This window comes from Streptomyces sp. NPDC048254 (assembly GCF_043201895.1).
In the GTDB taxonomy this organism is placed as follows: Bacteria; Actinomycetota; Actinomycetes; order Streptomycetales; family Streptomycetaceae; genus Streptomyces.
Genome location: NZ_JBICZJ010000002.1, coordinates 849,225 through 870,926, shown reverse-complemented (window position 1 = coordinate 870,926; position 21,702 = coordinate 849,225). Strand labels below are relative to the sequence as shown.

Below are 21,702 nucleotides of genomic sequence, written 5' to 3'. Positions count from 1 at the left end.
TCACGTAACCTCGCACTTGTCCCCTTTTCCTGCACCCGCTCCCAGGGTGGCGGGGGCTGGTTCTGTTAGATTGGTCCCATCGGATTGGTCTAAACCACATAGACAGAACGGCAGGCCCAGCGTGGAAGTTGTCATCGTTCCGGACGCCGCCGCGGGTGGCGAGCTGATCGCCGAGGCCATGGCCCAGCTGCTCCGCCGCAAGCCGGACGCGCTGCTCGGGGTGGCCACGGGCTCGACCCCGCTGCCCATCTACCAGGCGCTCACGGCCAAGGTGCGGTCCGGTGCCGTGGACACCTCGCGGGCGCGCATAGCCCAGCTCGACGAATACGTGGGGCTGCCGGCCGAGCATCCGGAGTCGTACCGGTCGGTGCTGCGGCGCGAGGTGCTGGAGCCGCTCGGGATCGGGATGGACGCGTTCCTCGGCCCCGACGGCGCGGCCGAGGACGTGCAGGCCGCCTGCGAGGCGTACGACGGGGCGCTGGCGCAGGCAGGCGGCGTGGATCTGCAGTTGCTCGGGATCGGGACGGACGGGCACATCGGGTTCAACGAGCCGTGCTCGTCGCTGGCCTCGCGGACGCGGATCAAGACGCTCACCGAGCAGACCCGGGTCGACAACGCGCGGTTCTTCGACGGGGACATCGCGCAGGTGCCGCACCATGTGATCACCCAGGGGATCGGGACGATCCTGGAGGCGCGGCATCTGGTGCTGCTCGCGACGGGTGAGGGGAAGGCCGACGCGGTCGCGGCGACCGTGGAGGGGCCGGTCGCCGCGGTGTGTCCCGCGTCGGCGCTGCAGTTGCATCCGCATGCGACGGTGGTGGTGGACGAGGGGGCCGCGTCCAAGCTGAAGCTTGCGGATTACTTCCGGTACACGTTCGTCAACAAGCCGGCTTGGCAGGGGATTTAGCGGTCCCTGTGCCGGGTGCGGTGCGTCGGCGGGTGGCCGCCCGGTGGGGGCTGGTCGCGCCCCCGCGGCGGAGCCGCGTGTCGACACAGCCCCGCGCCCCTGAAGGGGCGCTCCAGCTAACGGGGTGCGATGACCTCCGCCGCTGCCGTGCCGCACACCCGTGCCGCGCCGTGGGTCGCGATGTGCAGGGCGCCTCTGGCCGGGGCCTGGGGGACGCCCATTTCCACCACGATCGTGTCCGGGCGGGACTTGAGGAGTGCGTCCAGGGCCGTGGTCATCCAGGGGTGGCGGTGTTCGTCTCGGAGCACTGCCACGATCCTGCGGTCGCCCGCCGCCGCCAGGGCCTCCTGGCCCGCGTGGTCGCCCGTGAAGTCGGCCGTCTCCGTGCCGGGCAGGCGGCGGGACAGTTCCGCGGCCACTCCCCAGGGGGTCTCCGTGCCCACCGCGATGTTGGACTCCGAGGTGAACACGGCCACGAAGGGGGCCGTGGTCAGGGGCGCGCCGGAGTCGACGCGCGTCACATCGAGTGCGCGGCGGGCCGCGACGAGGCCGATGTCCGTGGCCGCGGGGTCCGGATGCGCCCGCTCCGTCGTCGCCGTCCAGCGGGCCAGTGACCGTACCCGGTCCGCCGCCTCCGCCAGGCGTTCCTCGGGGAGTTCACCGGAGTGGACCGCCGCGACCAGGGCGTCGCGCAGGCGCCGTACCGTCTCCTCGTCCGAGAGGCCGCCGCCCACGCAGATCGCGTCGGCTCCGGCTGCGATGGCCAGGACGCTGCCGTGTTCGATGCCGTAGGCCGCGGAGATGGCCTGCATCTCGATGCCGTCGGTGACGATCAGGCCGTCGTAGCCGAGTTCGCCGCGGAGGAGATCGGTGAGGATGGTGCGGGACAACGTGGCCGGCCGGTCCGGGTCCAGGGCCGGGACCAGGATGTGCGCGCTCATCACGGCGCGGGTGCCGGCGGCGATGGCGGCACGGAAGGGTGCCAGCTCACGGGTGTGCAGCAGGTCGGCGGTCGCGTCGATGCGGGGCAGCGCGAGGTGGGAGTCGACGGCGGTGTCGCCGTGGCCCGGGAAGTGCTTGGTGCAGGCCGCCACCCCGGCCGCCTGGAGGCCGGTGACATAGGCCGCCGTGTGGCGGGCGACCAGCGCCGGGTCGCCGCCGAAGGAGCGGACGCCGATGACCGGGTTGGCCGGGTTGGAGTTGACGTCCGCGGACGGGGCCCAGTTGAAGTTCACCCCGCAGGCCGCCAGGCGGCGGCCCAGTTCGAGGGCGACCTCCCTGGTCAGCTCCACGTCGTCGACGGCGCCGAGGGCGTTGTTGCCGGGGAAGGAGGAGCCGGTGCGCACCTCGAGGCGGGTGACGTCACCGCTCTCCTCGTCGATCGCCACCAGGAGGTCGTCCCGTTCGGCGCGCAACTGGGCGGTGAGGGCGGTGAGTTGTTCGGGTGAGGCGACGTTGCGGCCGAACAGGCCCACGGAGGCGAGGCCTTCGCCGAGCCGGCGCAGCAGCCAGTCGGGGGCGGTGGTGCCGGTGAAGCCGGGCTGGAGGACCGTCAGCGCGTCGCGGGACAGGCGGTCCTTCGGATCGGACGCGGTGGTGCCGCCGGCGAGTGTCGTCATCGGGTGGGTTATCCCTTCACGGCGCCCGCGGTCAGGCCCGCGGCCATCTTGCGCTGGACGAGGAGGAACAGGACGACGATCGGCACGGCCATCATCGTGGAGCCGGCCATCATCGGGGCGTATTCGGTGCCGTGCTTGGTGGTGAAGTTGGCGAGCCAGACGGTCGCGGTCTGGTGCTCCTGGCTGAGCAGCATCAGGGCGTAGATGTACTCGTTCCAGGCCTGGATGAAGGCGTAGACCGAGGTGGCGACCAGGCCCGGGGCCAGCAGCGGGAAGACCACCCGGATGAAGGCACCGGTGCGGGAGCAGCCGTCGACCATCGCGGCCTCCTCCAGCTCCTTCGGGATGTTGACGATGAAGCCGCGCATCGTCCACACCGTGAACGGGAGGATGAAGGTCAGATAGGTGATGATCAGGCCGGTGAGCTTGTCGTACTGCCCCAGGTCGTTGAGGAGCAGGAAGACCGGGATGATCATCGCGACCAGCGGGACCATCTGCACCGCGAGGATGCCGACGATCACGATTCTGCGGCCGCGGAAGGCGAACCGCGAGATGGCCAGGGCGGCCAGTAGGCCGATGATCATGCCGATCACGACGACGGACAGGGAGACGATCAGGCTGCGGCCCACCGAGCCCCAGAAGTCGCCGATGTCCAGGGCGCGGCGGAAGTTGGACAGGGTCAGACCCGTGGGCAGCAGGCTCGGGTCCGGGTCGATGGCGTCCTTCGCCGGCTTGAACGCCGTGTTCAGCATCCAGTAGACGGGGAAGCCGACGACGACGAAGACCAGGAGGCCGAGGAGGTTCCAGCCCAGACGGGGTCCCCTGCGGGCGGCTGCGGTGCTCATTCGACCTCTCCGATCTTCAACATCTGGCGCATGTACACGGCGACGACACCGAGCAGGAGGAGCACGGTGAGCAGGGCGATCGCGGAGCCCTGTCCGTAGTCGTTGACCACGAAGGCGCGGTCGTAGGAGTAGGTGGTCAGCAGCTGGAACTCGGGCTCGGGGTGGCCGCCGCGCATCACGAAGACCTGGGGGAAGACGCCCATGTCCCAGATCACCGAGAGAGTCGTGAGCATCACGATGATCGGCTTGAGGATGGGGAGCCTGACATAGCGGAAGACGCCCCAGGCGCCAGCGCCGTCGAGCCGGGCGGCCTCCTCCAGCTCCGCCGGGACCTGGGTCAGACCGGCGCTCAGCGTGATGACCACGAAGGGCACCGCTCCCCAGACCACCAGGAGCATGATCACCGCGAGTCCCTCGGGGCCGCTGGCGAACCAGTTGTGGCCGATCAGCTCCACCCCGGGGATCTTGCTGAGCAGGGCGTTGAGGATGCCGTAGTCGGAGTCGAAGAGCCACTTGAAGAGCGTGGTGGCGACGATGACCGGCATGCCCCAGCTGGCCACCAGCACGATGTTGACCAGGGTCTTCACCCAGCCGGAGACCCGCTGCAGCAGCAGGGCGATGAGCATGCCGACGACCATGGTGAAGCCCACGCAGCCGACCGCGAAGACGATCGTGCGCAGCACGACCTGCCAGAACTCGGTGTCGCCCAGGACGTCGGAGAAGTTCCCGAACCCGACCCACTCGGCAGACTTGAACCCCCACAGCTGGGACTGCCCGAACTCCTGGAAGGAGAGGGCGACCAGCCGGTAGAAGGGATAGCCGAGCACCAGCCCGAGAATCGCGAGACAGGGCGCGAGCAGCAGCCAGGGGACGGACGGCCCGCCCGAGCGCCGGTTCGCACGTGGTCTGTACCGGGAGTCCGGTGGAGGTGCCGGCACCTTGGCGGGTGTGGTCGTGTCAACGGCACTCATCGCGCTCCTAAGCAGTTCAAGAAACGTCAGGTGACGCGCCCCGTCAGGGGCGCGGAGAACTGCGCGACCAGCCACAACACACCCGCAGCGGCCCCGCAACCCAACGCGGCACTCTCTTTTTGGAACCCACCGACCGGACCTGACCCCCCGTCGGCCAGGCCCGGCCGCACTCCGACTACTTGGTGTTGATGACCTTGTCGATCGCCGCGTCCGCGGTCTTCGCCGCCGCCTCGACCGACTGCTTGCCCGTGCCGATGTTCTGCAGCATGGTCTGCAGGACCTGCGCCTTCTCGACCTGGCCCCAGCCCGGCGCCATCGGGACGAACCAGTTGGACTCGGCCGCCTCGGCCGGCACCGCGGTCGCCGGGTCGTTCTTCAGCGTCGCGAGGTCGGTCTTGTTGTTGGGCAGGTTGCCCTTGGCCATCAGGCCCTTCTGGCCGGAGGGACCGGTGAACGCGTTGATCCACTCGGCGGCCACGCCCTGCGCCTTGGACTTCACCGGGATGGCGAGGTCGGAGCCGCCCAGGAAGACCGGCATGTTCTTGCCGGACGGGCCGGGCATCACGAAGTTGACGAGGTTGTCCTTCAGCTTGCCGCCGGTCTTGTCGTTCTTCGGGTCGGCCGCGGTGGCGCCTTCCCAAGCGGCGCCGAAGATCATGGCCGACTTGCCCTGGCCGTAGACGATGTACCGGTCGGACTCGTCCTTGGTCTTGTCACCGTGCATGTACTTGTCGATGACGTTCTTGAACTCGGTGAGGCCCTTGATGGACTCGGGCGAGGAGAGGTTGCCCTTCCACTGGCCGCCGGACTCCGCGGCGATGGAGCCGCCCGCGTCGTAGACGAAGGACATGGCCGCGTACCAGTCGCGGGTGGGCTGGTACCAGGCGCTGAACTTGTCGCCTTCCTTCTTCTGGATCTTGTCCAGGTCGGCGGTCAGCTCGGTGTAGGTCTTCGGCGTGGTCTTGACGCCGGCCGAGGCGGCGACGTCCTTGCGCCAGTTGGCGACGCGGCCACCGGCGTAGTACGGCACGCCGTAGGTCTTGCCGTCGTAGCTCACCGAGGCCTTGAGGCCGTCGAGCCACTGGTCGGCGTTGGTGAACTGGGAGGTCTCGACGGGGGCGAAGGCGCCCTTGACCATGTAGCCGAGCATCTCGGTGTTGCCCATCTCGACCACGTCGGGGGCCTTGTCCGTGGCGAGGACGGCGTCCAGCTTGGTGTTCTTGTCCGGCCAGCCGTAGTACTCGTGCTTGATCTTGATGCCGGGGTGCTTCTTCTGCACGGCCGCGTCGGCGGCCTTCACCAGGTCGGGCCAGTTGTTCTGGGCGTCCACGGTGAGCCAGACGGTCAGCTCCTTGGCGTCCGTCCCCTGCGCCTTGTTGTCGTCCTTGTCATTGCCACACGCCGCGATGGAGACGACCATGCCCGCGATACCAATCGCGGCTATCAGCTTGCGCTTCACGCCACCCTCCTCAGGGATGCCACAAACCCCCCTGCCTCCCCGCGCGAGCGTTGGGCCGGGACCTGGACCAATGGTGTAGACCAGTGCGGGAAGCTTGGCCCAGACCAGCAGGCCTGTCAAGGGTGGTCGAATGGCCTCCGACCAGCCGTTATGCGACCTATATATGCAGGAACCTTTAAGTAAGAAGCCCTCGAAAACCCGGGGCGCGGACGAGACAATTCCGGTAGACCACTCACCTGGTGGACTAGACCAAAAGAGCCCGCGGCGGTATACAGAGGGGATCACGCAGCGTGCCGGGGACATCCCGGTACGCTGCCGTGCCACGAAGTGGCCGGATCAGGAGCCGGGAAGGCGGAGCATGAGCACCGACGTCAGCAGTGCGGAGAACGAGAGCGGGACAGCCGTCCGTACCGCGCGCGTGCCCAAGTACTACCGCCTGAAGAAACATCTCCTCGAAATGACGGAGACACAGGCGCCCGGCACCCCGGTCCCGCCCGAGCGCACGCTGGCCGCCGAGTTCGACACCTCCCGCACCACCGTCCGCCAGGCCCTCCAGGAGCTGGTCGTCGAGGGCCGGCTGGAGCGCATCCAGGGCAAGGGCACCTTCGTGGCCAAGCCGAAGGTCTCCCAGGCACTGCAGCTGACCTCGTACACCGAGGACATGCGCGCCCAGGGCCTGGAGCCGACCTCGCAGCTGCTGGACATCGGCTACATCACCGCCGACGACCGGCTCGCCGGCCTGCTCGACATAACGGCGGGTGGGCGGGTGCTGCGCATCGAGCGGCTGCGCATGGCCAACGGCGAGCCCATGGCCATAGAGACCACGCACCTGAGCGCCAAGCGCTTCCCGGCCCTGCGGCGCTCCCTGGTCAAGTACACGTCCCTCTACACCGCCCTCGCCGAGGTGTACGACGTCCATCTCGCCGAGGCCGAGGAGACCATCGAGACCTCGCTGGCCACCCCGCGCGAGGCCGGCCTGCTCGGCACCGACGTGGGCCTGCCGATGCTGATGCTCTCCCGGCACTCCCTGGACCGCGAGGGCCAGCCGGTGGAGTGGGTGCGCTCGGTGTACCGCGGCGACCGCTACAAGTTCGTGGCCCGCCTCAAGCGCCCGCAGGACTGACGCGGAGCACCCTTCACGGAATCGACATACCGATAGCCGAACAGCTACTTCCGCTCCGGTGACGCCGTGACCTAGATTGCCTGCGCATTACACAGGCGAACGGTGAGGGGACGGAGCCGCGGTATGTCGGATGTACCTGAAGTGAGGCAGCCGGTGGTGACACCGATACGCGTGGTCATCGCCGTCTGCCTCGTCGCGCCCTTCGTGGCGATGCTGTGGGTGGGTTCCTACGCCAAGACGGACCCGACGTTCATCGGGATCCCGTTCTTCTACTGGTACCAGATGCTGTGGGTGCTGATATCCACCGTGCTCACGATGACCGCGTACCAGCTGTGGCAGCGTGACCAGCGCGCCCGCAAGGCCGACCACACGAGCGGGGGTGCGCAGCAGTGAAGGACGGTGTGAACGGCGTCGCGCTCGGCGTCTTCATCTTCTTCTTCCTGGCCGTCACGGTCATGGGTTTCCTCGCCGCACGCTGGCGCAAGGCCGAGAACGAGCACTCCCTCGACGAATGGGGCCTGGGCGGCCGGTCGTTCGGCACCTGGGTCACCTGGTTCCTGCTCGGCGGCGACCTCTACACGGCGTACACCTTCGTCGCCGTACCGGCGGCGATCTACGCGGCGGGCGCGGCCGGCTTCTTCGCGGTGCCGTACACGATCCTCGTCTATCCGCTGATCTTCACGTTCCTGCCCCGGCTGTGGTCGGTCTCCCACAAGCACGGCTATGTGACGACCTCCGACTTCGTGCGCGGCCGCTTCGGCTCCAAGGGCCTCTCGCTCGCCGTCGCCCTGACCGGCATCCTGGCGACGATGCCCTACATCGCGCTCCAGCTCGTCGGCATCCAGGCCGTCCTCGACGTCATGGGCGTCGGCGGCGGCAACGGCACCAACTGGTTCGTGAAGGACCTGCCGCTCCTCATCGCCTTCGGCGTCCTGGCGGCGTACACCTACTCCTCCGGTCTCCGCGCGCCCGCGCTCATCGCGTTCGTGAAGGACGGGCTGATCTACCTCGTCATCGCGGTGGCGATCATCTACATCCCGATCAAGCTGGGCGGCTTCGACGACGTCTTCGCCAAGGCGGGCCATGCGTTCGCGCAGGTCAACCCGGCCACCGGCAAACCACGCGGCGCCCTGGCACCGCCCGAGGCCGGCCAGTGGACCTACGCCACCCTGGCCCTGGGCTCCGCGCTCGCGCTGTTCATGTACCCGCACTCGATCACCGCGACGCTCTCCTCCCGCAGCCGTGACGTGATCCGCCGCAACACCACGATCCTGCCGCTGTACTCCCTGATGCTGGGCCTGCTCGCGCTGCTCGGCTTCATGGCCATCGCGGCCGGCGTCAAGGTCACCAACGGCCAGCTGGCGATCCCCCAGCTGTTCGAGAACATGTTCCCGGACTGGTTCGCGGGCGTGGCCTTCGCCGCGATCGGCATCGGCGCCCTGGTTCCGGCGGCCATCATGTCCATCGCGGCCGCGAACCTCTTCACCCGCAACATCTACCGGGACTTCATCAAGCCGGACGCCACGCCGAAGCAGGAGGCCCAGGTCTCCAAGCTGGTGTCGCTGCTGGTGAAGGTCGGCGCGCTGGTCTTCGTCCTCACCATGGACAAGACGGTCGCCATCAACTTCCAGCTCCTGGGCGGCATCTGGATCCTCCAGACCTTCCCGGCCCTGGTCGGCGGCCTGTTCACCCGCTGGTTCCACCGCTGGGCCCTGCTGGCGGGCTGGGCGGTCGGCATGGTCTACGGCACGGCCGCGGCGTACGGCGTGGCCTCCCCCACCCAGAAGCACTTCGGCGGCTCGGCCAAGGAGATCCCGGGCATCGGCGAGATCGGCTACATCGGCCTGACGGCGTTCGTGATGAACGTGGTGGTGACCGTGGTCCTGACGTTCGCGCTGAAGGCCCTGAAGGCCCCCGAGGGCGTCGACGAGACGACCCCACAGGACTACACGGCGGACGCGGGCGACGCGGGCGTCGAGGTCGAACTCCCGCCGGCCGTCGCGGGATCCGCGCACTGACGAGGCCCGGCCCCGGCACACGCGTGGCTCTCTAGTCGCGCGTGCGCCGGGCCATCGCGTCCCAGAAACGGTCCAGTTCACGGACGCGCATGCTGACCCAGGCCGGTGTCTTGCGGTGCACCAGCCTGGGGAAGCACCGCCTTACGGACCCTGGCAGCAGCACCTGCTGCTGACGGCAGAAGGGCTCACGGACCTCGCCCCGGGGCACCGTGCCCCGGGGCGGGTACGGACACAGCTGGAACTTGCAGTCGGGCAGACAGGTGGTGCCCGGTGCGGGCGGTGCGGAGTTGCCGGACCGCAGACCGGGCCGGAGCGGCTCGCGGCTCGTGCGGATGCACGGAGGGAGCGGCATCCCCGAGCGCTCGGCGCGGGCCATGCGCTCCTCGACCTCGTCCGGGTACCCGTCCCGCTCGACCAGGTTCACCATGAGCAGCACGTCGGCGACGAGGCGCTGGGCGCGTCCGTCGAGGGTGCTCCACCCGGCCGAGGGCGGTATCCACAGGTTGTGCTTGCGGTAGCCCCCGTTCTGTTCGGTGCGCGAGCCCACGTTGTCGGTGACGGTCTTCTCGTCGATCCACAGGAAACGCTCGGGCTGCCCGGTCTCCAGTGCCATGGCCACCAGATCGCCGGCCTCGGCGACGAACGGATGCAGCGTCCGCCGGGGCGCGTCACCGTTCGTGCCGGGTGGGCCCGGCGGGCCGTTCACCGTGCCCGCCATGGACAGCCAGCGCTGCACCGTCTGCACCGCGCTGGACCCGCCGATCGCCCGGGGCGGCCCGGGCCGCCCGTCGGAGTCGTTCCCCTGCCACACCGCGTCGTCCGCCTCCCGTTCGCGGTGGCCGGCGCTGTCCGGGAGCTCCCACAGGCACAGCGCCTGAAGCAGCAACAGCTGCGTGTGCCAGCATCGGGACCGCTGCAGCACCGTCTCCGCCTGCCGGACCAGCTCGGCTCGGCTGCCCGGATACGAATAAGGGTGGCGCTTGCGCCGGTTGGCCGCGAACTTGAACCCCTGAGCCAGCGCGGCCTCCAGGGCGAGCGGCAGGTCGGGCGCGCCGCGGGTGTACTCCGGATCGAGGTGGCGCATCCACTTGTTGAGACGTTCACGGGCCTCGTCACGGTGGGCGTCGTCGACGGAGCCCAGCAGCATGGGAATCGTCCAGGCCCGCATCACGAACTCCCTGGACAGCTCGATGCAGTCCTTCCGGTACCGCTGCTTGCTGTCCTTCCGGCGCTGCTGCAGCCTGTCGACCTCCGCGGCCGACCTGTCCCACGAGGACGTGCGGGCCCTCATCGCGTCCCGCATCCGCGCGGTCCAGTCGTGGTCCTGCTTCCTCCTGCGAGCCCTCAGATCGCTGACCGTCTCGTGGTATTCCCTGATGGGGTCGGTGCTCAGACTGTACTTCTCCCGGATGATCGCGAACGCCGGGTTTCCGCCACTGCCGAACTCCTGGACGACGGCCAGGCGCACGGCGTACGAGGACTCCGCCTTGCCGATCTGGAAGAAGTGGTAGTAGAGGAGCATGGTGTCGGTCTTCTCGGAGGCCGCACGCAGGGCCATGCCGAGCTGCTTGGCCAGCCTGCACTTGGCGTCCTCGACGGTGCGCCGGTCACCCTTGATGTCGGGCCAGCGGTCGCGCACCTTCTTGACGATGTCGCTCAGCAGGCGCGGCCTGGCCTCGGCACTGTCGACCTCCAGGGCCGCCGCGTACAGGTCGAGGGCCTTGGGATCGTCCGTGCGGCGGTTCGCGGCCGTGAAGAGCCGGTCGGCCATGGGCCGCCCGTACAGGGGAGTCTGCCGCCGCAGCTCGTCCTGGTACTTCCTCAGCTCGGCTCCGACACTGCCTCCCTTGGCCGACAGCTCCGCCGCCCGGCGACGGGAGAGCAGCACCAGCGCGATGAGCAGCTCGCGGCTGGGGCCCGGCGGCCGCAGCGCCAGCTCGATCAACTCGCCGGCGTCGTGCTCGCCGAGGTGACTCAGCATGCGGAAGCCGAAGTAGGCCTGGAAGGTGCTGTGCGGGAAGCGGACCCTCTTCTCGAAGCCCTCCACCAGCCGCAGCTTGCTCGCGTTGGCCGCGAAACGGGCGAGCGCGATCTGGCACTGGCCCATGTTGCCCTCGCGCAGACGCTTGCTCTCCCTGGGGCTCAGACGGTCGCAGAGCGTGTTCCAGATCTGTTCCCGGTGCCACTCGGAGAAGGTGTTCCCGCGCTTGCCGTACCGGTCGAAACGGCGTGCCATGGCCCACAGATGGTCCGCGCGGGCCGATGTCCGCCGCGCCGGACCGGGGTGGACGTCTTCGCCCAGCAGTTCGGTGAAGCCGACCTCCAGCCTGTCCTGGAGCAGTCCGATACATGCGAGCGCGGACACCACCTCGACGGTGTCGTCGCGTTCCTGGGGGCTCAGCTCGACGTCTTCGCGCAGCCGGCCCTCGCGCACGGAACGGTCCCACGTCTCCAGCAGCCACAGCCGCAGTGTGCTGCGGTCCCAGCTCCGGGTGTCCAGCCGATGGGCACGGTTGTGCACACGGTCGCGTTCCAGGCCGCCGTGGTGGTGCAGTTCACGGGCGATCTGGAGGTAGATGGGCGATTCGGTGACCTCCGCGGTCTCCACGATCCAGTCGACGCGGCGCTCGTCGGTCTCCGGGACCCGGGCCTCGACGAAGCGCAACGCCTCCTCCTCGCTCAGCGGTTCGAGCTCCACTATCGCGGCGGGTGTGCTCTCCAGCGGGCTGTGCGGGCGGGACGCGATGACGAGCGGCAGCTTCTCCTCGTGGGCACACTCGATGGCCTTGCGGATGATGTTGTCCCGGTCCTCCTGGAATCTCTCGTCGAGCACCGCCTCTTCGAGGCCGTCGGCGATGACCACCACCTTGTCGTCGGCGAGCAGTTGGTGCCAGACCCGGTCGTTCTTGCCGCGCGCCAGAATGCCCCGGGGCGCCTCCTCGGCGAACCGCTCCCTGGCCATGCGCTCGAAGTTCAGGTCTCCGCCGGTGGCGTCCCGCAACCGGATCGGCACGGGAACGGCATGCTGCTCGGCCAGCAGTTCGGTGAGCCGCACCAGAACGGCGGTCTTCCCAGTGCCGATACCGCCGACGAGCAGATACGGCCTGCGGGTCTCGCGCTGCCGCAGCCGCTGGGCGATGACCCGGGCCAGCTCCTCGCGGCCCACGACCTCGGAGATGTCCGGCCCCGCGGTGCGCACCAGTCTGCGCGGCTCGTTGCGCGCCTTGGCGAGATACCGCCCCTTGGTCCAGTGGTACCAGAAGAACAGGAACACCGCCGCGGCGACCGAGGCGGCAAGGAGCGGACCGACGAATCGCACGACGGCGTCGAACCCGTCCTCGGACCTGTGCCGCCACTGCTCGAAGGCGGTCGTACGGTGGGTGAACAGGATCCAGAACCCCTCACCGACCCAGGCGAGGAGCAGAACCAGGAAGGTCAGCCAGACAACCCGGTTCAGATTGGTGTACGACCACCACCGACGCCAGTTCTTGGAGCGGGTGGTGTTACGGCGGGCCTCCAGCCAGATGGTCAGACGGTGCCAGTGCCCCAGAAAGAACCGCCGGAGCCGACGCCACGCCCGCCTCGCGTCCAGCGTCGCCATCGGCGCACTGCGTGGCCGGACCTTGCCCGGCGGGTGACGGACGATTCTCGACATGGCGCCTCTCCTTCCGAGCCTTCCGAGACCAGCTCTCGGCACGGAGGACCCGCGGGCACCTAACTCCATGGAAGCACTACCGTCGCACCACGCAACTCGGCTGCCCCACCGCCGGACAGGGCCGGAACACCCCCTGGAAAACCGGGAGCACGTGGTCGGAGCCCTCCGGCAGACTCGGCACCATGGACATCACGATCCGGCCCGCGGACCCGGCCGAATACGGACCCCTCGGTGAGATCACCGCCCAGGCCTACCTCCAGGACGGCCTCCTCGACTACGGCGAGGGCGACGAGTACCTGCCCGTGCTGAAGGACGTGGCACACCGGGCGGCCGCCGCCGAGGTGCTCGTGGCCGTGGACGGCGAGCGACTCCTCGGCGGAGTCACCTTCGTCGCCGGTCCCGGCCCGATCGCCGACATCGCGCGCCCCGGCGAGGCCGAGATCAGGGCGCTCGCGGTCGCGCACGAGGCCCTCGTCCGCGCCTGCGTCGACCGCGCGCGGGCCACGGAGGGCTGCACGGCCGTCGTCCTGTCGAGCCAGCGGAGCATGCACACCGCCCACCGGATCTACGAACGCCTCGGCTTCGTCCGCACACCCGAGCGGGACTGGAATCCCGTGCCGCACCTGGACGACATCACTCTCCTCACCTACGAGCTGACACTCCGACACCACCGCGACACAACATGTGGGGGTGACACCGCGACCCGGCACTAGATGTATGCTCATGCTCGCTGTCGCAGCAGGGGAATCCGGTGCGAATCCGGAACTGTCCCGCAACGGTGTACTTGCGCATATCTGTGCACAAGTGTCAGTCCGAGGACCTGCCGACAGCACACCCGGCCGTCCGGCCCGGGTGTTCTGACGTCCGGGCCTCGTGGAGTGGGCCGGGGACGCGACACGCGTGCGTGCGCCCGTGTGCTGCCTCCTGCCCTCCGCCAGGCCCCGTGCCGAGCGAGGGAGAGCCCCACGTGACCATCGCGCCAGCCGAACCGGCTTCAGCGACCATCTCTGTGGACGAGGACGGCCCCGGCACCGCGTTGCTGCGGACCCTGACCGAGCTGACCGCCGACCTCCCCGACGCCGACCCCGGCCGGGTCGCCGCCGCCGCGCTGCGCGGCCGGTCCGCGCGGGCCGACGAGTCGGAGTTGCGCGAGCTGGCCACCGAGGCGGCCGCCGGCCTCATCTCCGAGGACCCCGCCTACTCCCGGCTCGCCGCCCGGCTGCTGACGGTCTCGATCCGCGCCGAGGCCGCCTCGCAGGGCGTGACGTCCTTCACGGAGTCCGTCGCCGTCGGCCACCGCGAGGGCCTCATCGCCGACCGCACCGCCGAGTTCGTGCGCCTGCACGCGGCCCGCCTGGACGCCCTGGTCGACCCGGACGCCGACGACCGCTTCGGCTACTTCGGCCTGCGCACCCTGCACAGCCGTTACCTGCTCCGGCACCCGATCACCCGCAAGGTCATCGAGACCCCCCAGCACTTCATGCTCCGCGTCGCCGCCGGCCTGGCAGAGGACGACACCTCCCGCGCCCTGGCCGAAGTCGCCGCGCTCTACCGGCTCATGAGCCGGCTCGACTACCTCCCCTCCTCCCCCACCCTCTTCAACTCCGGTACCCGGCACCCCCAGATGTCGTCCTGCTACCTCCTCGACTCCCCGAAGGACGAGCTGGACTCCATCTACGACCGCTACCACCAGGTGGCCCGGCTCTCGAAGCACGCCGGCGGCATCGGTCTCTCGTACAGCCGGATCCGCTCCCGCGGTTCGCTGATCCGCGGCACCAACGGGCACTCCAACGGCATCGTGCCGTTCCTGAAGACCCTGGACGCCTCGGTGGCCGCGGTGAACCAGGGCGGCCGGCGCAAGGGCGCCGCCGCGGTCTACCTGGAGACCTGGCACTCCGACATCGAGGAGTTCCTGGAGCTGCGCGACAACACCGGTGAGGACGCCCGGCGTACGCACAACCTGAACCTCGCGCACTGGGTCCCGGACGAGTTCATGCGCCGGGTGAACGCCGACGGGCAGTGGTCCCTGTTCTCCCCGGCCGACGTGCCGGAGCTGGTGGACCTGTGGGGCGACGAGTTCGACGCGGTCTACCGCAAGGCCGAGGCCGAGGGGCTCGCGCGCAAGACCATCCCGGCCCGTGACCTGTACGGCCGGATGATGCGCACCCTCGCGCAGACCGGCAACGGCTGGATGACCTTCAAGGACGCGGCGAACCGGACCGCGAACCAGACGGCCACCCCCGGCCATGTCGTCCACTCCTCCAACCTCTGCACGGAGATCCTGGAGGTCACGGACGACGGCGAGACGGCGGTCTGCAACCTGGGGTCCGTGAACCTCGGCGCGTTCGTCGACACCGCGGCCGGTGACATCGTCTGGGAGCGGCTGGACGAGACCGTCCGCACCGCGGTCACCTTCCTGGACCGGGTCGTCGACATCAACTTCTACCCGACCGAGCAGGCGGGCCGCTCCAACGCCAAGTGGCGTCCCGTCGGCCTCGGTGCCATGGGTCTGCAGGACGTCTTCTTCAAGCTGCGGCTGCCCTTCGACTCCGCCGAGGCCAAGGCGCTCTCCACCCGGATCGCCGAACGGATCATGCTCGCCGCCTACGAGGCCTCCGCCGACCTCGCCGAGCGGAACGGACCGCTGCCGGCCTGGGAGAAGACCCGCACCGCGCGGGGTGTGCTGCACCCCGACCACTACGGCGTCGAGTTCACCTGGCCGGAGCGCTGGGCGGCGCTGCGCGCGCGGATCGCGACGACCGGCCTGCGCAACAGCCTGCTGCTGGCCATCGCGCCCACCGCCACCATCGCCTCGATCGCCGGTGTCTACGAGTGCATCGAGCCGCAGGTCTCGAATCTCTTCAAGCGCGAGACACTGTCCGGTGAGTTCCTCCAGGTCAACTCCTACCTGGTGCAGGAGCTGAAGGACCTGGGCGTCTGGGACGCCCGCACCCGGGAGGCGCTGCGCGAGGCCAACGGCTCGGTGCAGGACTTCGCGTGGATCCCGGCGGACGTACGGGCGCTGTACCGCACGGCGTGGGAGATCCCGCAGCGCGGTCTGATCGACATGGCCGCGGCCCGGACCCCGTACCTGGACCAGGCCCAGTCCCTGAACCTGTTCCTGGAGACGCCGACCATCGGCAAGCTCTCCTCGATGTACGCGTACGCCTGGAAGTCGGGCCTGAAGACGACGTACTACCTGCGCTCGCGCCCGGCGACCCGGATCGCCCGCGCCGCGCAGGCCCAAGCCACCGTTCCCGCCCAGCAGACGGCTCCCGAAGACGCGGTCGCCTGCTCCCTGGAAAACCCCGAGTCCTGCGAGGCCTGCCAGTAATGACCACCCAGCACAAGAACCTGCTCGACCCGGGCTTCGAGCTGACTCTCCGCCCGATGCGCTACCCGGACTTCTACGAGCGCTACCGGGACGCCATCAAGAACACCTGGACCGTCGAGGAGGTGGACCTCCACTCGGACGTCGCCGACCTCGCCAAGCTCAGCCCCTCCGAGCAGCACCTGATCGGCCGGCTCGTCGCCTTCTTCGCGACCGGTGACTCGATCGTGGCGAACAACCTGGTGCTGACGCTGTACAAGCACATCAACTCCCCCGAGGCGCGGCTGTACCTGAGCCGCCAGCTGTTCGAGGAGGCCGTGCACGTCCAGTTCTACCTGACCCTCCTGGACACCTACCTCCCCGATCCGGAGGACCGCACGGCCGCGTTCGCCGCGGTGGAGAACATCGCCTCCATCCGGGAGAAGGCCGAGTTCTGCTTCAAGTGGATGGACTCGGTGGAGAACCTGGACCGCCTGGAGTCCAAGGCCGACCGCCGCCGCTTCCTGCTCAACCTGATCTGCTTCGCCGCGTGCATCGAGGGCCTGTTCTTCTACGGCGCCTTCGCGTACGTCTACTGGTTCCGCAGCCGGGGTCTGCTGCACGGCCTCGCCACGGGCACCAACTGGGTGTTCCGTGACGAGACGATGCACATGAGCTTCGCGTTCGAGGTGGTCGACACGGTCCGCAAGGAGGAGCCGGAGCTCTTCGACGACGAGCTTCGGCAGCAGGTCACCGACATGCTGCGGGAGGCCGTCGAGGCGGAGCTGCAGTTCGCCCGTGACCTGTGCGGTGACGGCCTGCCCGGCATGAACACCGACTCGATGCGCCAGTACCTGGAGTGCGTCGCCGACCAGCGGCTCGGCCGCCTCGGCTTCGCTCCGGTGTACGGCTCGGAGAACCCGTTCTCCTTCATGGAGCTGCAGGGCGTTCAGGAGCTGACGAACTTCTTCGAGCGGCGTCCGTCCGCGTACCAGGTCGCGGTGGAGGGCACCGTGGACCTGGACGAAGACTTCTGAGTCTCCCGCTCCCCGCGGTCCTCATGGGCCTCCCTGATCTGCCGGTCGATGCGCCTGTCGCGCAGGACGCCGAGCACGGACGGGAGGGTCATGAGGACCAGGATGCCGAGGACCAGGACCATTCCGACGAGACCTTCGATCTGGTTTCCGTTCATGGACACCACTCTCGCGCCGAATGCTCCTTACCGTGAGTGGCAGCACTGCCACACACCCTCGAATTACTGCCAGCGGCGAGGCACACTGGCAGCATGCTGAAGAACGTGGCGGCAGTGCTGCTGGACGGTGTACACCCCTTCGAGCTGGGGGTGGTCTGCGAGGTCTTCGGCCTCGACCGCTCCGACGAGGGGCTGCCGGTGTACGACTTCGCGGTGGTCTCGGCGGAGGGGCCGTCGCTCGGTACCCATGTGCCGGGCCTGACGGTCTCCACGCCGTACGGCCTGGACCGGCTGGAGGAGGCCGATCTGATCGCGGTGCCGGCCTCGGACTCCAATGTCGAGCGGGGCTACCCGCCCGAGCTGCTCGACGCGCTGCGCCGGGCGGTGGACCGAGGCGCCCGGGTGCTCAGCGTCTGCTCCGGCGTCTTCGTCCTCGGCGCGGCCGGGCTGCTGGACGGGCGGCGGTGCGCCGTGCACTGGCGGCACGCGCAGCTGCTGGCCCGCCGTTTCCCGCGCACCCGGGTCGAGCCGGACGTGCTGTACGTCGACGAGGACCCGGTGATCACCTCGGCGGGCACCGCGGCCGGTATCGACGCCTGTCTGCACATCGTCCGCAAGGAGCAGGGCCCCGAGGTCGCCAAGAAGATCGCCCGGCGGATGGTGGTGCCCCCGCACCGGGACGGCGGCCAGGCCCAGTACATCGAACGCCCGCTGCCGGAGGGCCCCTGCGACACGGTCGGCGAGGTGCTGGCCTGGATGGCGGAGCATCTCGACGAGGAGGTCACCGTCGAGCAGCTGGCCGCCCGCGCCCTGATGGCCCCGCGCACCTTCGCCCGCCGCTTCCAGCAGGAGACCGGCACCACGCCGTACCGCTGGATCCTGCGGCAACGGGTGCTGCTGGCACAGGAGTTGCTGGAGGGGACCGACGAGACGATGGACGCCGTCGCGGGCCGCGCCGGCTTCGGTACGGCGGCCGCGCTGCGGTACCAGTTCGTGAAGGAGCTGGGCACCACGCCGAACGCCTACCGGCGCGCGTTCCGGGGCCCGGAGGCCGCCTGAGCGCGCGCCGGTATCAGGAGTCACCCGCCGATCGGCCGGTCACCAGGGCACGGGCGTGAGCAGCAGCCGGTGCGGCCGCAGCGTGATGCCCACCCGGGTGGCGTCGTTGGACCCGGGGACCTGTTCGAAGCGGTACCTGGCGCACAACGCCGCCGTGATCAGGCTGAGTTGGGTCATGGAGAAGTGGTCGCTGGGGCACTTGCGGTTGCCGACGCTGAAGGGGCTCATGGCGTACTTCGGCACCTCCCGGGCCCGCTCCGGAAGCCAGCGGTCCGGGTCGAAGTCGAGGTGCGCGTCGTACGACTCGGCGTCGCGCTGGATGGCGTAGGGGCTGTAGACGATGTCGGCCCCCGCCGGAATGCGATAGCCGCCGAGCTCGGTGTCGGTCTTGGCGCGCCGCGTCAATATCCATACGGCGGGCCGCAAACGCATCGCCTCGACGACGACATTGTTGGTGTGCGTGAGCCGCCGAACGTGCTCGAATCCAACCGGTCGACCTCCTGTCACGGATTCGACCTCGGTCCGTACCTTCTCGGCGTGTTCCGGGTGTTCGGCGAGGACCTGGAGCAGCCACATGATCGTGGAAGCGACAGTTTCGCTGCCGGGGGTGAGTATCGCGACGACCTGGTCGTGGATCTCCTGTTCCCCGATGGGCTCGCCATTCTCGTCCTTCGCCGCCAGCAATGCTGTCAGCAAATCGTCCGGCTTTTGACCAGATGCCCGACGCTCGGCGACGATCTCGTCCACGAGGAGATGCAAATCGGCCAGCGCCCGGTTGAATTCGCGGTTGGCCGGCAGCGGCAGCCGGTACAGCGGGCCGAGTGGTACGACCATCCGCCGGTACATACCGCGGAACACGCTCGCGAGGTCGACGCTGAGCCGCTCGGCACGCTCGTCCATGTACTCGCCGCGCAGCAGGCAGCGGGCGGCGATGCGGACGGCGACCCGGAAGGACTCCGAGGTGCAGTCGACGGTGTCGCCGGGCTGCCAGCGCTCGGTCAGCGCGTGTGCCTCCTCCTCCATGATCGGCCCGTAGTCGGGGATCGCGGAGAGGTTGAAGGCCGGCTGGATGGTGCGGCGCTGGCGGCGGTGGCGGGGCCCGTTGGCGGTGGCCACGCCCTCCTTGCCGAGCAGTCCCTCCAGGGACTCCCAGAGCGGGCCTGCGATGATGAAGTCGGGGTTGAGGGCGAGGGCCCCGGTGAGCGCCGGGGTGGTGACGGCGTACACCTCCTTGGGGCCGAGGCGCAGGCGCACCATGTCGCCGTCGGCGCGCAGCCGGGACATGAAGGCCAGCGGGTCGCGGACCAGCTGCCGGCCGTGGCCGAGTATCGGCACACCGCCCCCGGCCAGGGGCGGTTCGCGCAGTTCACCGCGTTCGGAAGCCTCCGCGGTCGCGGGCTTCACGGACTCGACGGTCATTTCTCACCTGCCGCTTCGTTGTTGACGTACGGGGGCGTGGACCGGTCGTCCCAGCTGTCGACCATGTACCGGCCGGATTCGTGGTGGAACCAGTAGACGGAACTGAACCAGTTCCGCATATTGGCGACACAGGCCAGGACCGCGGCACCGAGTTCCTTTCCGTGCACGGTGCCGTCGTCGAGCTGTTCGGCGAACCGATGAGCAGTCCGCTCGGCGGCCAGGAATTCGCTGATGCATTCCTCGACGCGTCGCCTGACTTCTTCGACCGCCTGTTCCAGACTCATTTCCTCATGGGTGACGAGACTGATTCCGAGATTGTGCACCTCATTGCCCGCTATTTCCTTGGGCAGCGAGCAGAGGTCGTTGTACCAGGCGGCGAATTCCTGGCTGAGCAGCGCCGGACGGCGGTATGCCGGATTCTTGCGCACGGCGTCCGGGAGTTCGGTCCCGGCGCTCGGCTCGAGCAGGTCCGTCCATATCCAGTGGGCGAAGGTGAGGCGCCGCAGGGCGAGGTACTCCTCGACCCTCGGAATGTATCCCGTGGTGCGGTTGCGGTACTCGCGGTCGTACGCCTCGATCACCTCGTGGAAGTGCCGGGCGAACCGCTGGTTCCAGGCCCCCGGCAGGAACGAGTACAGCCGGGCGACACTGTCCGCGAACCCCGCGACCAGGGTGTCCGGGTGGTGCAGATGGTACAGGGGGGCATCGAGGGCCGCATGCAAACGGAACCTCAGCTTTCGCCAGTCGGCGGACCGGCCGTGCACCACGTCACGGTCGTGCCGGTCGTCCCAGACGAAGAACCACGCGCTGTAGTCGCATATCGCCTGGATCACCTCGTCGGACGCGCCCAGGTAGTACCCGGCCATCAGGTCGGTGTAGCAAAGGCCATCGGCATATTCCTGCACCTTGTCCGCCGGCATCAGCCGCTTTTCCAGCAGCCAGAGGCGGGTCTTCTCCTGGAGCTGCGGCCAATACGGATGCAGTTGCCGGGGAAACTCGGCCTCGATGACGGGCAGGGCGAGTTGTGGTGGAACCGCGATCGCCGTCGGCGTCGATGTGGTGCTGTGTGAGAAAGCGTGCACGAACAAACCCCTCTCAGCCGCCAGGTGCGCACGCCCCTCCCGCTGTGCCGGGCGTGCGCCGTTGCGTATCCCCGCACATCCCATTCAGCACCACAACTGACCGGTCTGGGAACGGATTTGCTCCATTCACTACCCCGGCATGCCGAGAATCTCCCCTTGTGTGACTGGTCAGGGTTCGCTAGTGGCGCACAAAGGATCGAATGTACGACGGACAGGTGAGCGAGTCTGACCGAACATGACGAACGCCTGGCCGGGGCAGTCCCGACCAGGCGTCACAACAGCCCTTGTCCGTCTCAGTCGTTGGCGACCACGGGGTAGCGGGGCTCGTTCTCGGCCATCTGCCGCAGGGCGTCCTTGCGCTCACGCTTGGAGAGCCGGTCGATGTACAGGTACCCGTACAGGTGATCCGTCTCGTGCTGCAAACACCGAGCGAAGTAGCCGGTGCCGCGCACCTTGATCGGGTTGCCCTGCTCGTCCTGCCCGGTGACCTCGGCGTAGTCGGGCCGGGCGAGCGGGGCGTAGGCGGTGGGCACCGACAGGCAGCCCTCGTTGCTGTCGTCCAGCCGCCGCTTGTCCGCCGGCAGGTCGACCAGCTTCGGGTTGCACACCACACCGACGTGCCGGGCGCCCTCGTCGTCCTGGCAGTCGTAGACGAAGACCTTCAGATCGACGCCGATCTGGTTGGCGGCGAGGCCGACGCCCTCGGCGGTCCGCTGGCTGGCGAACATGTCGGCGACCAGCTGTGCCAGCTCGTCCCCGAACTCGGTGACGTCCTTGCACTCCTTGTGCAGCACCGGGTTCCCGACGACGGTGATGGGCCGCGAGGTCCCCCGCGCACGCCAGGCGTTCTCGCGCTCCTCGGCCCCCTCGGTGTCGACGACGAACCCGTCGTCATCCACGGGGAGCACGCCCACGTGCTGCTGATCGGTGTCCTGCTGCGCCATGACCGACGTAAGCCTTCCTAGGTAAAACAAGGGTGATGTTGCTGATACAGGGTACGGGGAGTGGCCTGTCTTTTAGGGGCGCGGGGAACTGCGCGAGCA

Annotated in this window: 17 protein-coding genes and 1 riboswitch; of the genes, 8 read left to right on the top strand and 9 right to left on the bottom strand. The window is 68.9% G+C overall.

All coding sequences use genetic code 11. The annotated features are described in order from the left end of the window. The first annotated feature begins 121 nt into the window (after nt 1–121). Nucleotides 122–907 (top strand): glucosamine-6-phosphate deaminase, encoded by a 786-nt coding sequence (nagB, locus tag ACGFZQ_RS09260; RefSeq protein ID WP_351704963.1) that lies wholly within the window; start codon nt 122–124, stop codon nt 905–907. Nucleotides 908–1,023: 116 nt separating this feature from the next. On the opposite strand, the gene ACGFZQ_RS09255 is transcribed toward nagB, so the two are convergent. From ACGFZQ_RS09255 to ACGFZQ_RS09240, 4 genes are all read right to left on the bottom strand, one after another. Beyond that, a complete protein-coding gene (locus tag ACGFZQ_RS09255; RefSeq protein ID WP_393839781.1) occupies nt 1,024–2,526 on the bottom strand; it encodes a glycoside hydrolase family 3 protein in 1,503 nt (500 codons plus the stop codon). Nucleotides 2,527–2,534: 8 nt separating this feature from the next. After that, a complete protein-coding gene (locus ACGFZQ_RS09250) occupies nt 2,535–3,371 on the bottom strand; it encodes a carbohydrate ABC transporter permease (protein ID WP_351704957.1) in 837 nt (278 codons plus the stop codon). Beyond that, nucleotides 3,368–4,342: a carbohydrate ABC transporter permease gene (locus ACGFZQ_RS09245; protein ID WP_393839780.1), complete on the bottom strand. Its 975-nt coding sequence runs from the start codon at nt 4,340–4,342 to the stop codon at nt 3,368–3,370. Before ACGFZQ_RS09245 ends, ACGFZQ_RS09250 begins: the two co-directional genes overlap by 4 nt. Nucleotides 4,343–4,517: 175 nt before the next feature. Continuing rightward, a complete protein-coding gene (locus ACGFZQ_RS09240) occupies nt 4,518–5,801 on the bottom strand; it encodes an extracellular solute-binding protein (RefSeq protein WP_393839779.1) in 1,284 nt (427 codons plus the stop codon). A gap of 358 nt (nt 5,802–6,159) precedes the next feature. Here ACGFZQ_RS09240 and ACGFZQ_RS09235 point away from each other — a divergent pair, with 358 nt between their 5' ends. The 3 genes from ACGFZQ_RS09235 to mctP all read left to right on the top strand — a co-directional run bounded on the left by ACGFZQ_RS09235 (nt 6,160) and on the right by mctP (nt 8,942). Then, nucleotides 6,160–6,924, top strand: a complete 765-nt coding sequence (locus ACGFZQ_RS09235; protein WP_089098851.1) for a GntR family transcriptional regulator — start codon at nt 6,160–6,162, stop codon at nt 6,922–6,924. A gap of 123 nt (nt 6,925–7,047) precedes the next feature. Next, nucleotides 7,048–7,317 (top strand): DUF3311 domain-containing protein, encoded by a 270-nt coding sequence (locus ACGFZQ_RS09230; protein ID WP_351749031.1) that lies wholly within the window; start codon nt 7,048–7,050, stop codon nt 7,315–7,317. Beyond that, nucleotides 7,314–8,942 (top strand): monocarboxylate uptake permease MctP, encoded by a 1,629-nt coding sequence (gene mctP, locus ACGFZQ_RS09225; protein ID WP_393839778.1) that lies wholly within the window; start codon nt 7,314–7,316, stop codon nt 8,940–8,942. Before ACGFZQ_RS09230 ends, mctP begins: the two co-directional genes overlap by 4 nt. A gap of 31 nt (nt 8,943–8,973) precedes the next feature. Here the strand turns inward: mctP and ACGFZQ_RS09220 are convergent, their stop codons facing one another. Then, a complete protein-coding gene (locus ACGFZQ_RS09220; protein WP_393839777.1) occupies nt 8,974–12,597 on the bottom strand; it encodes an ATP-binding protein in 3,624 nt (1,207 codons plus the stop codon). A 182-nt stretch (nt 12,598–12,779) separates the two neighbouring features. Between ACGFZQ_RS09220 and ACGFZQ_RS09215 the strand changes: the two genes are divergently transcribed. From ACGFZQ_RS09215 to ACGFZQ_RS09205, 3 genes are all read left to right on the top strand, one after another. After that, nucleotides 12,780–13,310 carry a GNAT family N-acetyltransferase gene (locus ACGFZQ_RS09215; RefSeq protein WP_393839776.1) on the top strand — a complete coding sequence of 177 codons (531 nt, stop codon included), beginning with the start codon at nt 12,780–12,782 and terminating at the stop codon, nt 13,308–13,310. Next, nucleotides 13,308–13,440: riboswitch (cobalamin riboswitch) on the top strand. Its footprint overlaps the gene before it by 3 nt. Before the next feature lie 124 nt (nt 13,441–13,564). Continuing rightward, complete coding sequence (locus tag ACGFZQ_RS09210; RefSeq protein WP_393839775.1) at nt 13,565–15,931, top strand: ribonucleoside-diphosphate reductase subunit alpha; 2,367 nt, start codon at nt 13,565–13,567, stop codon at nt 15,929–15,931. After that, nucleotides 15,931–16,944 (top strand): ribonucleotide-diphosphate reductase subunit beta, encoded by a 1,014-nt coding sequence (locus ACGFZQ_RS09205; RefSeq protein WP_351749045.1) that lies wholly within the window; start codon nt 15,931–15,933, stop codon nt 16,942–16,944. Before ACGFZQ_RS09210 ends, ACGFZQ_RS09205 begins: the two co-directional genes overlap by 1 nt. Here ACGFZQ_RS09205 and ACGFZQ_RS09200 read toward each other — a convergent pair. Continuing rightward, on the bottom strand, nt 16,857–17,099 hold the full coding sequence (locus ACGFZQ_RS09200; RefSeq protein WP_393839774.1) for a hypothetical protein: 243 nt from the start codon (nt 17,097–17,099) through the stop codon (nt 16,857–16,859). The genes ACGFZQ_RS09205 and ACGFZQ_RS09200 overlap by 88 nt on opposite strands. A 93-nt stretch (nt 17,100–17,192) precedes the next feature. Here ACGFZQ_RS09200 and ACGFZQ_RS09195 point away from each other — a divergent pair, with 93 nt between their 5' ends. After that, a complete protein-coding gene (locus tag ACGFZQ_RS09195; protein ID WP_393839773.1) occupies nt 17,193–18,158 on the top strand; it encodes a helix-turn-helix domain-containing protein in 966 nt (321 codons plus the stop codon). Nucleotides 18,159–18,197: 39 nt separating this feature from the next. Here ACGFZQ_RS09195 and ACGFZQ_RS09190 read toward each other — a convergent pair whose 3' ends face one another. From ACGFZQ_RS09190 to def, 3 genes are all read right to left on the bottom strand, one after another. Next, nucleotides 18,198–19,577, bottom strand: a complete 1,380-nt coding sequence (locus ACGFZQ_RS09190) for a cytochrome P450 (RefSeq protein ID WP_393839772.1) — start codon at nt 19,575–19,577, stop codon at nt 18,198–18,200. Further along, a complete protein-coding gene (cyc1, locus tag ACGFZQ_RS09185; RefSeq protein ID WP_393839771.1) occupies nt 19,574–20,659 on the bottom strand; it encodes an epi-isozizaene synthase in 1,086 nt (361 codons plus the stop codon). The genes ACGFZQ_RS09190 and cyc1 overlap by 4 nt, the downstream gene beginning before the upstream one ends. Nucleotides 20,660–20,952: 293 nt before the next feature. Next, nucleotides 20,953–21,603 carry a peptide deformylase gene (gene def / locus ACGFZQ_RS09180; RefSeq protein WP_393839770.1) on the bottom strand — a complete coding sequence of 217 codons (651 nt, stop codon included), beginning with the start codon at nt 21,601–21,603 and terminating at the stop codon, nt 20,953–20,955. Between the last annotated feature and the right edge of the window lie 99 nt (nt 21,604–21,702).

Bases quoted from the DNA above. Each gene is read 5' to 3' on its own strand.
- ACGFZQ_RS09195 (WP_393839773.1), top strand. From the start codon at position 17,193: ATGCTGAAGAACGTGGCGGCAGTGCTGCTGGACGGTGTACACCCCTTC.
- ACGFZQ_RS09215 (WP_393839776.1), top strand. From the start codon at position 12,780: ATGGACATCACGATCCGGCCCGCGGACCCGGCCGAATACGGACCCCTC.
- ACGFZQ_RS09220 (WP_393839777.1), bottom strand. From the start codon at position 12,597: ATGTCGAGAATCGTCCGTCACCCGCCGGGCAAGGTCCGGCCACGCAGT.
- ACGFZQ_RS09250 (WP_351704957.1), bottom strand. From the start codon at position 3,371: ATGAGCACCGCAGCCGCCCGCAGGGGACCCCGTCTGGGCTGGAACCTC.
- def (WP_393839770.1), bottom strand. From the start codon at position 21,603: ATGGCGCAGCAGGACACCGATCAGCAGCACGTGGGCGTGCTCCCCGTG.
- ACGFZQ_RS09245 (WP_393839780.1), bottom strand. From the start codon at position 4,342: ATGAGTGCCGTTGACACGACCACACCCGCCAAGGTGCCGGCACCTCCA.
- ACGFZQ_RS09205 (WP_351749045.1), top strand. From the start codon at position 15,931: ATGACCACCCAGCACAAGAACCTGCTCGACCCGGGCTTCGAGCTGACT.
- ACGFZQ_RS09255 (WP_393839781.1), bottom strand. From the start codon at position 2,526: ATGACGACACTCGCCGGCGGCACCACCGCGTCCGATCCGAAGGACCGC.
- ACGFZQ_RS09200 (WP_393839774.1), bottom strand. From the start codon at position 17,099: ATGAACGGAAACCAGATCGAAGGTCTCGTCGGAATGGTCCTGGTCCTC.
- ACGFZQ_RS09235 (WP_089098851.1), top strand. From the start codon at position 6,160: ATGAGCACCGACGTCAGCAGTGCGGAGAACGAGAGCGGGACAGCCGTC.
- ACGFZQ_RS09190 (WP_393839772.1), bottom strand. From the start codon at position 19,577: ATGACCGTCGAGTCCGTGAAGCCCGCGACCGCGGAGGCTTCCGAACGC.
- ACGFZQ_RS09230 (WP_351749031.1), top strand. From the start codon at position 7,048: ATGTCGGATGTACCTGAAGTGAGGCAGCCGGTGGTGACACCGATACGC.